Origin of the sequence: Actinomadura sp. GC306 (assembly GCF_004348665.1) — a bacterium.
GTDB lineage: Bacteria > Actinomycetota > Actinomycetes > Streptosporangiales > Streptosporangiaceae > Spirillospora.
In genome coordinates this window covers 1-13,998 of record NZ_SMKM01000181.1, presented here as the reverse complement: position 1 = coordinate 13,998, position 13,998 = coordinate 1, and the positions used below count along the sequence as shown (strand labels likewise).

The window sequence follows — 13,998 nt, the reverse complement described above, 5'->3', positions numbered from 1 at the left end:
AGGGCCACGTCGTACTCCCGTCCGGGCCCCGCCGCGGCGGGACCGCGGTACTCAGGGCCCTACCTCCATGGTTCCCGCCCGGCGGCCGTTTCAGCCACGCGGGCGGGCCGGAAAGGCCGGTCAGGCCGCGATCCCCTCCGCGAGCAGCAGGACGCCGAACGCCGCGAAGCCGGCCGCGGCGCCGTACTTGATGACCTTCTCGGGGAGCTTGCGGCCGAGGACCTGGCCGACCACGATCGCCAGCGCGTCCGCCGCGACCATCCCGATCGTCGACCCGGCCCACACGCCGGCCAGCGCCGCGAGGCCGCCCTGGTCGGCGGCGAGGGTGACGGTGGCGAGCATGGTCTTGTCGCCCAGCTCGGCCAGGAAGAACGCGCCGCCGACCGCGAGGATCGCCGAGCCGGTGGCGCGCCGGGCCCGGTCGCGTTCGTCGTCGTCGAGTTCGTCGCCGCGCAGCGTCCACAGCGCGAAACCGAGGAACGCCAGGCCGGCGAGGATGGAGATCGGGCCGGTCGGGAGCGCGGCGCCGAGCGCCGCGCCGAGCGCGACGCTGGCCAGGTGGACGACCGCGGTCGCGGCGGTGATGCCGATGAGCACGTGCAGGGCGCGGAAGCGGGTGGCGAAGGTCATCGCCATGAGCTGGCTCTTGTCGCCCAGCTCCGCGACGAAGATCACGACAAGGCTGATGAAGAAGGCGGACAACGGTTCCCTCTCGCTCGGATGCCGGGCGAGGGCGGGGGTTCGGGCGCGCGACCTCGGCCCGGCACAACTGCCGGGCCGAGGGTCTCGTCCGCCTCGCGGGCCCGTCTGGACGCGGCCCGTGCGTTCGGAGGCCCGCGCGACCGGGCGCCGTCGGCGGCGCCAGTATGTCGATCACGCGATTGGGACTACTCCCCCTCGACGCCCCGAGAGTACCAACCCGCGGGTCAGAGGGTCACACCGACCAGGACCGGCTCGTTGACCAGCTCGACGCCGAACGCCTCGCGGACACCGCGCCGCACCTCGCGGGCGAGCGCCAGGAGGTCGGCGGTGCGGGCGTCGCCCGGGTTGGTGAGGGCGAGGGTGTGCTTGGTGGAGATGCGCGCCGGGCCGACCGTGTGGCCCTTGCCGAAGCCGGCGCGGTCGATCAGCCAGGCCGCGGACGTCTTGACCCGCCCGCCGGTCTCCGGGTAGCGGGGGAACGTCGCGTCCGGGCCGAGGCGGTCGGCGACGCGGCGCTCCAGTTCGGCGAGCTGCTCCGGGCTGAGGATCGGGTTGGTGAAGAACGACCCGGCGCTGCGGGTGTCGGGGTCGGCGGGGTCGAGGACCATGCCCTTGCCGCGCCGCAGTTCGAGGACGGCGTCGCGCGCCTCCTTCAGCGCCACCCTGTCCCCGGGCTGGACGCCGAGTCTGCGCGCGAGCTCGGTGTAGGCGATGGGCCGCGACTCCTCGGCCTCGTGCAGCGCGTACGTCACGTCCAGGACGATGAACCGGTCGTGGCCTTTGAAGGCGCTGTGCCGGTAGGTGAAGCGGCAGTCGGCGCGGTCGAGGGCGACGACGGTGCGGGCCTCGCGGTCGTACGCGCGGACCTCGACGATCGTCTCGCTGACGTCCTGGCCGTAGGCGCCGACGTTCTGGATCGGGGTCGCGCCGACCCGGCCGGGGATGCCGGACAGGCACTCGATCCCGGCGAGCCCGTCGGCGACGCAGCGCGCGACGAACGGGTCCCAGTCCTCGCCGGCCTGGACCCGGAGGAGGACGGTGTCGCCGTCGGCGCCGAGGCGTTCGGTGCCGCGGGTCCCGACGTGGACGACGGTGCCGGGGAACCCCTCGTCGGACACCACCAGGTTGCTGCCGCCGCCGAGGACGAGGACGGGTTCGCCCGCGTCGTCGGCCCGGCGGATCGCGGCGACGAGTTCGGCCTCGGTCGTCGCCTCGACGAAGCGGCGGGCGGGGCCGCCCAGCCGCAGCGTGGTGTAGCCGGCCAGGTCCACCTCTTCAGCGAACACCGCCACGTCGTGCATCCCTCCCGTGCGTGCCCGGCCCCCGCCGCGCCCCGGCCGCGCCGGGCGGTCGCCCGGCACCGGTCGCCGGCACCGGCCGGGCGGCCCGGCCGGTGCGGCACCGCGGTGCGGTTCAGGCGAGCTTGACGACCGCCTTCGCGCGGGTGAGGACCTTCTGGTCGTTCGACTTGGCGGTGAGCGCCACGACGACCTTGTTGTCGTCGAGCTTCTCCTCCACCTGGCCGCTGATCTCCAGGGTCGCGCCGCCCTCGTCGGGCACGACGACCGGTGAGGAGAACCGTACCCCGTAGTCGACGACGGCGCCCGGGTCGCCGGCCCAGTCGGTGACGAACCGGCCGCCCTGCGCCATCGTGTACATGCCGTGCGCGATGACGTCCGGCAGCCCCACGGCCTTCGCGACGGACTCGCGCCAGTGGATGGGGTTGAAGTCGCCGGACGCGCCCGCGTACATGACGAGGTTGGCGCGGTCGACCTGGTAGGTCTGGGCGGGGATCTCGGTCCCGACCTCGACGTCGGCGTATTTCACCTGCGCGGTCATCAGGCCCCCCGCTCCACGATCGTGTTGTAGGTCTTGCAGATCAGCTCGCCCTCGACGGTCTTGATGTCGGTCTCGATGACCATCTTCTCGTTGCTGCCGATCGACTTGATCTCGGTGACCGTGGAGGTGCAGGTGACGACGTCCCCGGCGCGCACGGGGCGGGTGTACTCGAACCGCTGCTCGCCGTGCACGACCATCGCGTAGTTCAGGTTGAGCGCGGGGTCGGCGAGGGCCGCGTTGCCGAGGGAGACCACGATGGGGAAGGTCGGCGGCGCGATGACGTCGGGGTGCCCGGCCGCCTTCGCCGCCTCCTGGTCGCGGTACACGGGGTTGCGGTCGCCGATCGCGTCGGCGAACTCGCGGATCTTCACCCGGCTGACCTCGTACGGCTCGGTGGGCGGGAAGCTCCGCCCGATGAAATCACGGTTGAGTGCCATGCAATCCCGTCCCTCCAGGTCGAACAGGTGCCCGGTGCCCGCCTCCTGGGCACGCGCTGCTTCCGTCTCGGACGGACGGTAACAGAACGGCGTTCAGCCCGCCCTCGCGGGTCTCGTGTCGCGAGAACGGGCTGATCACGTCAGGGCAAGCATGCGAAGAAGCTGCCGTTATGCCGGGCGGGGCCGTGCGGCGCGACCGTGCGGTGCGGGCCGCGGCGCCGCGTCCGGCCGGCGGGTCTCCCGAGTGCGGACGGCGGGTCCGGCCTCGCGCGTGCGCGGCGGACCCTCGGCCGTCGACGCGGTTAGCGGGTCTCCCGGTGCGGACGGTGGGTCCGGCAGTTGGGGCAGTACTTCTTGATCTCCAGGCGGTCCGGGTCGTTGCGCCGGTTCTTCCGCGTGATGTAGTTGCGGTGCTTGCACTCCTGGCAGGCCAGCGTGATCTTCGGCCGGACGTCGGTGGCAGCCACGATGGAGTGCCTTTCTTACTGGGGAATGGGACTTCGGACCTCGGCCGCCCGTGCGGGCGGCCGGTGATCGTACCCAGCCTGCTCATCCCCGCGCGGGGGATGAGAGACATGGGTAGTAGCGAGGGCCGGACTTGAACCGGCGACACAGCGATTATGAGCCGCTTGCTCTGCCTGACTGAGCTACCCCGCCGTGATGGTCGGTGTGGACCGGAATGCAAGGATACCGGATGCGCACCGCGCCCCGGAAACGCGAATACCCGGATCAAGACCGAGGCATCGGTTCCGCGGGCTCCGCCGGACCGCCTTCAGGTTACCGGGCGGCGCCGATGACCTGCGAAACGTCCCACTGGAACCGGTGGGACGCTACCACAGCGCCCTGTACGGAGCGAATCAGCCGCCGCCCGCCCCGGGCACCTCCGGGCACCCCTGGATACGCCGAAGGCCGCCCCCGAACCGGGACGGCCTCTGCGCTGCTGAGCCCCTTTACGGAATCGAACCGTAGACCTTCTCCTTACCATGGAGACGCTCTGCCGACTGAGCTAAAGGGGCCTGCGTCGTTCGCGCAGTGAAACCATACACGGAGACGGGACGGCGCGCGAACTCATTGGCCCCGCCCCGGCGGGCCGGGCGAGGGGTCCGCCCGGTGCGCGGCGCGGTCGCACCGGGCGGACGTCGTTCCCACTGGTCAGCGCAGCAGGGTGCGGGCGATGACGAGCTGCTGGATCTGGCTCGTCCCCTCGTAGATGCGGAACAGCCGCGCGTCGCGGTAGAAGCGCTCGACGGTCACCCCGCGCATGTAGCCCATGCCGCCGAACACCTGCACGGCGCGGTCGGCGACCCGGCCCACCATCTCCGAGCAGAAGTACTTGGTGCAGGACGGCCCGAGCTTGTTGTCCTCGCCCGCGTCGTAGGCCCTGGCCGCTTCCAGGACCATCGAGCGTCCCGCGTACAGCTCGGCCTGGGAGTCGGCGATGAGCCCTTGGACGAGCTGGTACTCGCCAATCGTGTTGCCGCCCTGGCTGCGTTCCTTGGCGTAGGCGACGGTCTCGTCCAGGATCCTCTGGGCGAGACCCACGCAGACGGCGGAGATGCTGATCCGGCCGTGGGCGAGGGACGCCATGGCGGTGCGGAACCCGGTCCCCTCCGGCCCGACCATGTTGCGGGCGGGGACGCGCACGCCGTCGAAGAACACCTCGGCGGTGTGGGCGCCGCGCTGGCCCATCTTCTCGTCGGGCGGCCCGACCGTGAGGCCGGCCGAGCCCTTCTCCACGAGGAACGTCGAGATGCCCCGGGCACCGGCGCCGCCCGTCCTGGCGAAGACCATGAAGACGTCCGCCTCGGGCGCGTTGGTGATGAACCGCTTCGCACCGTCGATGACGTAATCGTCGCCGGCACCGTCGCCGTCGCGGGCGGCGGTCGTGGTGAGGGTGCTGGGGTCGGAGCCGGCCTCGGCCTCGGTGAGCGCGAAGGCCCCGACGACCTCCCCCGACGCGAGCTTCGGCAGCCAGGCGTCCTTCTGCTCGGCGGTCCCGGCGTTGACGAGGACCTGCCCGGCGATGCCGTTGCTGGTGCCGAACATCGAGCGGAACGCGGGGCTGGCGTAGCCGATCTCGAAGACGAGACGCACCTCCTCGCTCACCGTGAGCCCGAGGCCGCCGTACTCCTCGGGCAGCGCGTACCCGAACAGGCCCATGTCCCGGGACGTCTGCCGCAGCGGCTCCGGGATCGCGTCGGTCTCCTCGATCTCCTCCTCGCGGGGGATCACCTGGTCGCGGACGAAGCTGCGGACGGCCTTGAGCACGTCGGCGAAATCCTGAGACTCCATGACCCCATTCTAGAATCAGATTCCAGGATAGCGCTCGTCCCCCGCCGCATCCGGTTCCGGCGTCAGAACCGGAGCCAGAACCGGATCAGAACCGAATGAGGACGGCGGTGGCGTCGTCGTGCCGTTTCCAGCGCCGCTGCCCACTCGGGCCGGGCGCGGCGGCCTCGGCCTCCCGCGTCCGCCGGATCAGTTCCCGCGGCCCCTCCTCGTCCAGCAGCCGGAGCAGGTCGTCCCAGCCCATCCGCCCGAACCGCTCCACGAGCCTGGACGCGCCATCGCTCAGCACCGCCGCCCGCCGCAGCCCCTCGACCGGCACTTCCCCGGTCAGCCCCTCGTAGGCGGCCTCGGGGTTCGTGCTCGCCACCCAGAACCCGCCGGGGCTGTTCCGCAGCCGCCGCACGGACTCCAGCGTGTAGCTCGGCAGGTGGTCGACACGGTCGTCCCGGAAGACCCGCACCTCGCCGGCGTCCACCACGATCGGGGAGTCGGCGAGGACGTACCACTCCACCGCCGCACCACGCCGCCGCAGCAGCGACACCGTGGCCGAGGGGCTGTCCGGGTTCTGCAGGTCGCACGTCCCCGCGTGCCCCTCCCCCGTCACCTTGACCGCCTCCGCGACCAGGTCGGGCAGCGGCCGGCCGTCCTCCGGCGCCAGCAGCGCCGCGATCCGCCCGCCGAGCCTGCGCACCAGCCACGCGGGGTCGTGCCGGCATCCGCTGTCCACGCCCGGTGGCGCCGTCGCCCCGTCCAGCAGCACGACCCAGCCGGGCCCCGCCGCCACGAAGTCCTCGTTCGACCGGCCCGGAGCCGCCTCGCTCACATAACTCACCTGCACGGATGCAGGTCTACCCCCTGGGCCGCCTGCCGGTGACCGGTAGACCAAAACCCGAACATCGGGCCCCCGCGGCCCCTGCCGGCCCTCTCATACCCACCGGTAACGGCACGGGCGGGACCGCATATTCTGCAAAGAGCCCTGACCGATCCGGTCCGGGGAAGGAAAGCAGAGGTCACCGGCCTGGGACGGTACGCACGCCGCCACGACTCGGCCGTGCGCGGGCGGGGAGGCGGCATCCTGGGGCGGTGGGGCCGGTTAACGTTGCACCACGACAAATAACCGCGTAACGGAAATCGCCGGGCAACAGTGCACGCGGAACCGTCCTCGCGGACAGCTGTAGATGGGAGACACAATGAGCGGTGAGCCGAGCGGGACAGCCGAGCCCCGTATGTCGCACCTGCTGCGATCACGGCGCGATGCCGTCCTCGGCCGGTGGGTCGAACTGGTCACCGAAGGGACGCGCGGCCGGATCACCGAGGGCGAGGTGCGCTCGGAACTCACCGAGCTGTACGACCTGGTGGAAGGCGCGCTCACCGAGCCCGACGGCACCACCGCCGGGCAACTGCGCGCGGCCCTCAGCGACATCTCCCGAAGCCGGGCCCGGCAGGGCTTCAGCCCCACCGAGACCGCCATCGCCGTGTTCGCGCTCAAGCGGGCCGTCCACGAGCAGTTGGAGGGCGCCGACGGGTACGCCGACTTCATCGAGTTCTCCGCCTACATCGACGACCTCGGGCTGGCGACCTTCGAGACGTACGCCAACGCGCGCGAGCAGGTCATCGCCGACCAGGCCGAGCAACTCCTGGAACTGTCCACGCCCGTGGTGAAGCTGTGGGACGGCATCCTCGGCGTCCCGCTGGTCGGCACGCTGGACTCCGCCCGCACCCAGGTGGTGATGGAGGCGATGCTTCAGATGATCGCCGACACCGGCTCCCGGTTCGCGGTGATCGACATCACCGGCGTGCCCGCGGTCGACACCGAGGTCGCGCAGCACCTGCTGAAGACGGTGATGGCGGCCCGGCTGATGGGCGCCGAGTGCATCATCTCCGGCATCCGCCCCCAGATCGCGCACACCATCGCGGCGCTCGGCATCGAGTTCGGCGACATCGTCACCAAGGCCAGCCTCGCCGACGCGCTGGCCCACGCGCTGCACGGCAGCGGCCTGCGCGTCCTCGGCCGGACGGACGCGTGATGCAGCAGATACCGATCCTCAAGATCGGCCGGTTCCTGCTGGTCTCCATCCAGATCGACCTGCAGGACCAGACCGTCCTCGCGCTCCAGGAGGACCTCGCCGACACGATCCTCAAGACCGGCGCACGCGGGGTGATCATCGACATCTCCGCGGTCGACATCGTCGACTCGTTCATCGGCCGGATGTTCGCCACCATCGCCGCGATGTCGCGGCTCATGGACGCCGAGACCGTGGTCGTCGGCATGCGTCCCGCCGTGGCGATCACGCTGGTGGAACTCGGGCTCTCCCTGAACGGCGTCCGCACCGCCCTGGACCTGGAACAGGGCATGCGCCTGCTCGAGTCCTCGCTGGGTGACCGTTGACGACCGGGCCCACCGACGCGATGCCGGTCACCAGCCAGGACGACGTCGTGCGCGTGCGGCAGGTCGTGCGGACCGCGGCGGCCTCGGCCGGCTTCTCCCTCGTGGACCAGACCAAGATCGTCACCGCGGCCAGCGAACTGGCGCGCAACACGCTCGTCCACGGCGGAGGCGGCTCGGTGGGCATCGAGCAGACCGTCAACGAACGCGGCAAGCCCGGCCTCCGCATCGTCTTCAGCGACGCGGGCCCCGGCATCCCCGACCAGGAGCAGGCCCTGGTCGACGGATGGTCCAGCGGGAACGGGCTCGGCCTCGGCCTGTCCGGCACCCGCCGTCTCGTGGACGAGTTCTCGCTGGAGAGCGAACCCGGCGAAGGCACCACGGTGACGGTGGTCAAGTGGACCCGGTGACGGCCGCCGACTGGACGGCCAGTCCCGCCCCGGACGAGTCGCGCTGGTTCACCGTCGAGGAGTCCAGCGCGGCCGCCGGGGTCCGGCGCGGCATCACCGTGTTCGCCGAGCGGCTCGGCTTCGCCGGGGAACGGCTCGGCCAGGTCCAGCTCGCGGCCACCGAGGCCGCCACCAACCTCGCCAAGCACGCCTCCCGCGGCGAGATGCTGGTGCGGATCGTCCGGGACGGGACCACCGCCGCGCTGGAGCTCGTCTGCCTCGACCACGGCCCCGGCATCGCCGACGTGCCCCGCTCCCGCCTCGGCGGCTACTCCACCAGCGGGACGCTGGGCCTCGGGCTCGGCTCGATCGAGCGGCTCGCCGACCGCAGCGGCCTCCACTCGGTCCCCCGGGTCGGCACCGTCCTCTGCGCCCGGTTCCGGCAGCCGCTGGACCGCCCGGCGGACGCGCCGCCCCGAGCCGATCCCCCGTTCGCCGGGCTGACCCGCCCGATCTCCGGCGAATCCGAATGCGGCGACGCCTACGCCGCGCTGGCCGCCCCCGACGGGTCGGTGTACGCGATGCTCTGCGACGGGCTCGGGCACGGCCCGCTGGCGGCGCGCGCGGCGCAGGAGGCCGTCGCGGTGATGCGGGAGACCGCCCTGCCGGCGCGGCCGGCCGAGATCCTCGCGCGCATCCACCGGCGGCTGCGCCCCACCCGCGGCGGCGCCGTCGCCGTCGCGCTCATCGCTCCGGACAGCGGACGGGTACGTTATGCGGGAGTCGGGAACATCTCCGGGTGGATCGTCCACGAGGACCGTCGCACCGGGATGATCTCGGTTCCGGGAATCGCCGGATCGCATGCCCGCGTCCGGGAGCAGGTCTACGATCTGCCGCCCGGCGCGACGGTCGTGTTGCACTCCGACGGCCTGACCGACCGGTGGGACCCCGCCGCCCGGCCCGGGCTGTTCGACCGTGCGGCCCTGCTGGTCGCGGCGAGCCTGCTGCGGGACGCCGGTTCCCGGCACGACGACCGTTCGGTGCTCGCGGTGACGGCGGCAGGAAGGGGGTGACCGCGTGGCGGACGAACTCATGCGGCTGCAGCTCGCCGACGAGGAGGGCGTCTTCGCCGTGCGCCAGGCCGGCAGGCACGTCGCCGCCGCCCTGAACTACCCCCACCACGACCAGGTCCGCGTCGCCACCGCCCTCAGCGAACTCGGCCGGGAGCTGTACTCCAGCTACGGCCGGGTCTCGGTCGCCTTCCGGCTGGAGCGCCGCGTGGACAGCAACCCCGGCCTCGTGATCGAGCTCGCCTTCGACCGGCGCCCGAACGTGCCGGCCCCCCGGGAGGGCGTCGCCGCCGCAGCGCGCCTGATGGACCTCGTCGAGGAGGACGGCACGGACCGGCGCGGCATCATCCGGACCCGCAAGAACCTGCCGTCCGGCAGCCGCTTCACCGACGACGAACTCGACGGGCTGCGCCTCCGGCTGCGGGAGATCAACCCCGTCACGGCCCTGGAGGAGCTCCGCGCGCAGAACGCCGACCTGCTCGACTCGCTGGAGGAGTCGCGGTGCAGAGGCGAGGAACTCCAGCAGCTCAACGCCGAGCTGGAGCAGACCAACCAGGGGGTGATGGCGCTCTACAGCGAGCTGTCCGAGGAGCTGGAGAAGACCAACCAGGGCGTCGTGGCGCTGTACGCGGAGCTGGACGAGAAGACCGAGCAGCTCCGCGAGGCCGTCGAGACGAAGAACCGGTTCTGGGCCAGCATCAGCCACGAGCTCCGCACCCCCATCAACGGCATCGTCGGCCTCGCCCGCCTGCTCCTCGACCCGCAGAACGGCTCGCTCGACGACGAGCAGCAGCGGCAGGTGTCCCTGGTCGTCGACACCGGCGCGGCCATGCTCGGGATGGTGGACGAGCTGCTGGACATGGCCAAGGCCGAGCAGGGCCGGCTGGTGCCGCGTCCCGGCCTGGTGGACACGCACTCCATGCTGGGCCAGCTCACCGCTCTGCTGGCGCCCATCGCGAAGCGGGACGGGCTGACGCTGACGGTGGACGCCGCCGACGCCCCGCCCGTCCTGCTGACCGACGAGGTGATGCTGACGCGGGTGCTGCGCAACCTGCTCGGCAACGCGCTGAAGTTCACCGACGCGGGCAAGGTGCGGCTGACCGTCCGGTCCGCGCCGGACAAGGTCACCTTCATCGTGGCCGACACCGGCCGGGGCATCCCGCCCGCCGACCTCGAACGGGTCTTCGACGAGTTCTACCAGGTCCCCGGCGTGAGCGCGGCGGGCACGGGCCTCGGCCTGCCCTACGCCCGCAGGCTCGCGGAGATCCTCGGCGGCGACCTGTCCCTGGAGAGCGCCCTGGGCGAGGGGACGACCGTCACGGTGCGGCTGCCCACGCACCGGCCCCTCGCCGATCTCGGCCTGCGGCACGTCCTCCTCGTCGGCGGGGAGACGCCGCGCCGGGCGCTCCGCGGCCTGGTCGAGAACGCGGCCGACCGCGTGAGCGAGGCCCCGGACGCCGCCGCCGCGCTGCGCCTCGCCGCGTCCGCCCCGCCCGACCTCGTCCTGCTCGGCCCCGGCGCGGACGTCACCGGCCTCCCACCCGAGGCGATCGTGGTCGCGGTCGCCGAGGGAACCGCTTCCGGCCCGCCGCCGCCCAGGGCCGACGCCACGCTGAGCAGGGACCACCTCGATCCGGTCCTGCTGGCGGAAACAGTGCGGCAGATCAGGGAACGGCGAACGCGAGGGGACCGATGACGGACGTGGAGCACTGCACCGCGCTGGTCGTCGACGACGACAACACCAAGCGGTACATCATAGGAAGCTGGCTGCAGCGCGCCGGCCACACGGTGGTGTACGCGACGAACGCGGCGGAGACCTTCGAGCGGCTCGCCGAGCACGACGTGGACCTCGTCGTCCTGGACGTCAAGCTGCCCGACATGAGCGGCGTCGAGGTCTGCTCGCGGATCAAGGCGGACCCGGAGACGGGCTCCATGCCCGTCATCCACATCTCCGCGTGGGCCGTGGACGTCACCGACCGCACCCACGGGCTCCAGCGCGGCGCCGACGCCTACCTGACCGACCCGATCGACCCGGACGAGTTCATCGCGACGGTCGAGGCCGTCATGCGCTACTACCGCGCCCGGGTCCGCGCGGAACGCATGGCCGGCCAGCTAGCCGCGTTCACCCGCACCTCCCTCGCGATCAACGCCGCGGAGAACTTCGAGCAGCTGACCGCGGTCGCCGCCCGCGGCGCCTACGACATCTTCGCCGAGCCCGCCTCGGTGCTCGTCCTGCCCCCGGACGGCCGCGTCCGGCGCTCGGTCACCCTGCACGGCCCAGCCGAGCAGCGCGCGAGCCCACCCGGCGTGTTCGACCAGCTCACCGGCCTGATGGAGCTCGGCGACGCCCCCGACACCACGGTCGCCATCGTCTCCGCGCACCAGTGGAAGACGGTCCTGCCCGACGCCGTCGCCCACGGCGACGTCGCCGTCGTGATGTCCCGCTCCAAGCGCGGCCGCCCCCCGATCTGCATCGGCATCGAGGCCCGCGGCGAACCCGACGAGGTCGACCTCAACATCCTCCGCCAGCTCGGCCAGGCCCTGGCCCTGGCGATGGAGGCCATGCGCTCCTTCACCGAGCAGCACATGATCTCCCTGACCCTCCAGCGCAGCCTGCTGCCGTCGGAGCACCCGTCCGTCCCCGGCTGGACGTTCTCCGTCCGCTACGAACCGGCCAGCGACCAGGCGGAGGTCGGCGGCGACTTCTACGAGGTGATCGACCGCGGCGACCACGTCCTCGTCGCCATCGGCGACGTCCAGGGCCACTCGCTGTACGCGGCCACGGTCATGGCGGAGATCCGCCACGCCCTCCGCGCCTTCGCCGAGGAGGGCCACGACGCCGTCACCATCCTGAAGCTCCTGAACGGCGTCATGCTGCGCTACCACGACGACCAGACCGTCACGATGTGCCTGATGACCCTCAACGTCCACACCGGCGCCCTTGAGGTCGCCAACGCGGGCCACCTCCCCCCGCTGTACCTGACCGGCGACGAGGCCCGCTACGGCAGGGGCGGCGGCGTCCTCCTGGGCTTCCCCGCCGACGGCGTGGCGATCGAGGAGACCGAGGTCCCCCCGGGCGGCACGGTCGTCCTGATCACCGACGGCCTGATCGAAGACCGGGGCATCCCGCTGTCCGACAATCTGGAACGCCTGCGCACCATAGCCACCCCGGTAGACGAAGACCTGGAACGATTCAGCGACCGCCTGCTAGCCGAATTCGGCCACCGCGAAGACGACGTGGCGCTGGTAGCCCTCCGCCGCACCCGCTGAAAAGGTCTACGATCATGCGATGCTCCGGGTCATTTTGGTCTCCTTAGTCGTCCTGTCCCTTCCCGCCTGCGGCGATATCAAGGTGACCGACCGGGAGAAGTCCCCGCAGCGACAGGTGACCCTCGCGCAGCTTGAGACTGCCTTGATCGACTCCTACCAGGACCTCAAGATCGCGTATGCGGACACGCAGGACCACTTCCAGCGACTGGAAGACCGGCTGCTGAAAGACGCCAAGTGGCCCGCCGTCGGGGGCGATTGCATGAAACGGCTGTCACCAAGCGGATTCGTCCGACTCCTTGGCGAGGCCGGAACCCAGGCCCCCGCGACTGTGCGAGCCTGGGGAACCGCCGCGAACGACATTCGACTCATGCAATTTCTCGTAGCTCTCCCGGACGACGGCGCGAAGACCGCGGCCCTTACCCCCCTGCCGAAGAAGTGTCTCGATTTCGAGATCAGAGACCCTGAGAGGTTCCGCTTCACGGTGACAGAGCGCCCGCTAGAACTGGGCGACGGTGGCCGGATCCTGCGCCTCGGAACGCCCGGGCAGAACGACACCAGCGGGCAATCAACAGTCGTGTTCGCCTATCAAGGCGTACTCGCGATCATCATCTACCCGTACGGCGATCCCACCACCTTCGCGGAACGCGCACTAAAACAAATGCAAGAAACCCTCTAATTTACCCCGGAACACCCCTCCCACCGCCACCCCTGAGGCCGGCTTCCCCGCCCACGACCGCCACGGACCGTCCGCGCCCCGACACCATGATCGATCACACCGACGACCCGATAACCCTGCGGACCAACACGCCCTCAGCCCCCTACACCCGACCGCCCGCACGCCCGCGTCTTCGGCCAGCAGTTCGGCAATCAGATCGTTCAAGGCCCGGGGGGACGTGCACTGCATGTCGCAGACCGCGGGGGCCGGACTGACCAGGACATCATGAAGGAGCCGTCGGACGGTGTCGGCGTCGGCCGCCCGCCGGTGAGCAGTCCATAAACCAGGACGCCCAAGGCGTACAGGTCGGTGGCGTCGGGTTCCGATGCTACTTTGTGGGTTGAGACGCCAGCCGCACTCAGATGACGAAAAGAGTTCCGATCACGGCGATGCCCGAAGAGCCGCCGTTTGTCCGTGACGACCTCCGAGAGGCGTTCGCCGCGCTTGAAGTAACACCGGGCTTTCGTGCCGAGCTGCTGGGTGGCGAGATCATCGTGTCACCGCCCCCGACGGGCAGCACGAGACGATCGTCGTGGCAGTCGATGACTGGTACGGGACGTCCATGGCCTGCGGCTCCACCGCAACCTGACGCTGATCAGCCCGGAAGGGGAGTACGTGCCCGACGGCATCGCAGCCCAAGGGCGCGTTCGCCGGACGCGAGTGGCACAGCAAACCTGACGGGGTGGCGATGGTCCTGGAGGTCACGTCGGGCAGCCCGCGGTACCGCAAGGGCGCCGAACGCGACCGCGGACCCAAGCGCCGCGGATACGCCGCCGCCGACATCCCGCTCTACCTCCTGATCGACCGGTTGGACGGCAAGGCGACGATCTTCTCCGAACCACGCGGCGACGAGTACGCGCACAGCGCCTCAGTCGTCCTCGGCGAAGACCTCCCCATCCCC

14 protein-coding genes, 2 tRNA genes and 1 pseudogene are annotated in these 13,998 nt (G+C 71.3%); 8 read left to right on the top strand and 9 right to left on the bottom strand.

The window, feature by feature from the left end:
• Positions 1–120: 120 nt before the first annotated feature.
• The 9 genes from E1200_RS22665 to E1200_RS22625 form a co-directional block, all read right to left on the bottom strand.
• On the bottom strand, positions 121–702 hold the full coding sequence (locus E1200_RS22665) for a TMEM165/GDT1 family protein (protein ID WP_131954074.1): 582 nt from the start codon (positions 700–702) through the stop codon (positions 121–123).
• Between the two features lie 224 nt (positions 703–926).
• A complete protein-coding gene (locus E1200_RS22660; protein ID WP_165950420.1) occupies positions 927–2,003 on the bottom strand; it encodes a UDP-N-acetylmuramate dehydrogenase in 1,077 nt (358 codons plus the stop codon).
• A 112-nt stretch (positions 2,004–2,115) separates the two neighbouring features.
• Positions 2,116–2,541: a MaoC family dehydratase gene (locus E1200_RS22655; protein ID WP_131954072.1), complete on the bottom strand. Its 426-nt coding sequence runs from the start codon at positions 2,539–2,541 to the stop codon at positions 2,116–2,118.
• Positions 2,541–2,978: a MaoC family dehydratase N-terminal domain-containing protein gene (locus tag E1200_RS22650; RefSeq protein WP_131954071.1), complete on the bottom strand. Its 438-nt coding sequence runs from the start codon at positions 2,976–2,978 to the stop codon at positions 2,541–2,543. Before E1200_RS22650 ends, E1200_RS22655 begins: the two co-directional genes overlap by 1 nt.
• Positions 2,979–3,280: 302 nt before the next feature.
• Positions 3,281–3,445, bottom strand: a complete 165-nt coding sequence (gene rpmG, locus E1200_RS22645; RefSeq protein WP_026404241.1) for a 50S ribosomal protein L33 — start codon at positions 3,443–3,445, stop codon at positions 3,281–3,283.
• A 116-nt stretch (positions 3,446–3,561) separates the two neighbouring features.
• Positions 3,562–3,635, bottom strand: a tRNA-Met gene (locus E1200_RS22640).
• A 286-nt stretch (positions 3,636–3,921) separates the two neighbouring features.
• Positions 3,922–3,994, bottom strand: a tRNA-Thr gene (locus tag E1200_RS22635).
• 136 nt (positions 3,995–4,130) lie between these two features.
• On the bottom strand, positions 4,131–5,270 hold the full coding sequence (locus E1200_RS22630; RefSeq protein WP_131954070.1) for an acyl-CoA dehydrogenase family protein: 1,140 nt from the start codon (positions 5,268–5,270) through the stop codon (positions 4,131–4,133).
• Between the two features lie 85 nt (positions 5,271–5,355).
• On the bottom strand, positions 5,356–6,090 hold the full coding sequence (locus tag E1200_RS22625; RefSeq protein ID WP_243708756.1) for a protein phosphatase 2C domain-containing protein: 735 nt from the start codon (positions 6,088–6,090) through the stop codon (positions 5,356–5,358).
• A gap of 367 nt (positions 6,091–6,457) precedes the next feature.
• Here E1200_RS22625 and E1200_RS22620 point away from each other — a divergent pair, with 367 nt between their 5' ends.
• From E1200_RS22620 to E1200_RS22585, 8 genes and pseudogenes are all read left to right on the top strand, one after another.
• Positions 6,458–7,294 (top strand): STAS domain-containing protein, encoded by an 837-nt coding sequence (locus tag E1200_RS22620; RefSeq protein ID WP_243708755.1) that lies wholly within the window; start codon positions 6,458–6,460, stop codon positions 7,292–7,294.
• Positions 7,294–7,656, top strand: a complete 363-nt coding sequence (locus tag E1200_RS22615; RefSeq protein ID WP_165950419.1) for an STAS domain-containing protein — start codon at positions 7,294–7,296, stop codon at positions 7,654–7,656. Before E1200_RS22620 ends, E1200_RS22615 begins: the two co-directional genes overlap by 1 nt.
• A 20-nt stretch (positions 7,657–7,676) precedes the next feature.
• Positions 7,677–8,063 (top strand): anti-sigma regulatory factor, encoded by a 387-nt coding sequence (locus E1200_RS22610; protein WP_131954076.1) that lies wholly within the window; start codon positions 7,677–7,679, stop codon positions 8,061–8,063.
• On the top strand, positions 8,051–9,115 hold the full coding sequence (locus E1200_RS22605) for an ATP-binding SpoIIE family protein phosphatase (protein WP_131954067.1): 1,065 nt from the start codon (positions 8,051–8,053) through the stop codon (positions 9,113–9,115). The genes E1200_RS22610 and E1200_RS22605 overlap by 13 nt, the downstream gene beginning before the upstream one ends.
• Positions 9,116–9,119: 4 nt before the next feature.
• Complete coding sequence (locus tag E1200_RS22600; protein WP_131954066.1) at positions 9,120–10,808, top strand: sensor histidine kinase; 1,689 nt, start codon at positions 9,120–9,122, stop codon at positions 10,806–10,808.
• The gene (locus E1200_RS22595; protein ID WP_131954065.1) at positions 10,805–12,382 is read left to right on the top strand and encodes a fused response regulator/phosphatase; all 1,578 of its coding nucleotides are present in this window, start codon (positions 10,805–10,807) and stop codon (positions 12,380–12,382) included. Before E1200_RS22600 ends, E1200_RS22595 begins: the two co-directional genes overlap by 4 nt.
• A gap of 19 nt (positions 12,383–12,401) precedes the next feature.
• Positions 12,402–13,058, top strand: a complete 657-nt coding sequence (locus tag E1200_RS22590) for a hypothetical protein (protein ID WP_131954064.1) — start codon at positions 12,402–12,404, stop codon at positions 13,056–13,058.
• Positions 13,059–13,761: 703 nt separating this feature from the next.
• Positions 13,762–13,998: pseudogene (locus E1200_RS22585) on the top strand (Uma2 family endonuclease); the annotation flags it as partial.

Coding starts and splice junctions, on each gene's coding strand:
- E1200_RS22630 (WP_131954070.1), bottom strand. CDS start 5,270: ATGGAGTCTCAGGATTTCGCCGACGTGCTCAAGGCCGTCCGCAGCTTC.
- E1200_RS22655 (WP_131954072.1), bottom strand. CDS start 2,541: ATGACCGCGCAGGTGAAATACGCCGACGTCGAGGTCGGGACCGAGATC.
- E1200_RS22620 (WP_243708755.1), top strand. CDS start 6,458: ATGAGCGGTGAGCCGAGCGGGACAGCCGAGCCCCGTATGTCGCACCTG.
- E1200_RS22615 (WP_165950419.1), top strand. CDS start 7,294: ATGCAGCAGATACCGATCCTCAAGATCGGCCGGTTCCTGCTGGTCTCC.
- E1200_RS22590 (WP_131954064.1), top strand. CDS start 12,402: ATGCTCCGGGTCATTTTGGTCTCCTTAGTCGTCCTGTCCCTTCCCGCC.
- E1200_RS22595 (WP_131954065.1), top strand. CDS start 10,805: ATGACGGACGTGGAGCACTGCACCGCGCTGGTCGTCGACGACGACAAC.
- E1200_RS22660 (WP_165950420.1), bottom strand. CDS start 2,003: ATGCACGACGTGGCGGTGTTCGCTGAAGAGGTGGACCTGGCCGGCTAC.
- E1200_RS22610 (WP_131954076.1), top strand. CDS start 7,677: ATGCCGGTCACCAGCCAGGACGACGTCGTGCGCGTGCGGCAGGTCGTG.
- E1200_RS22650 (WP_131954071.1), bottom strand. CDS start 2,978: ATGGCACTCAACCGTGATTTCATCGGGCGGAGCTTCCCGCCCACCGAG.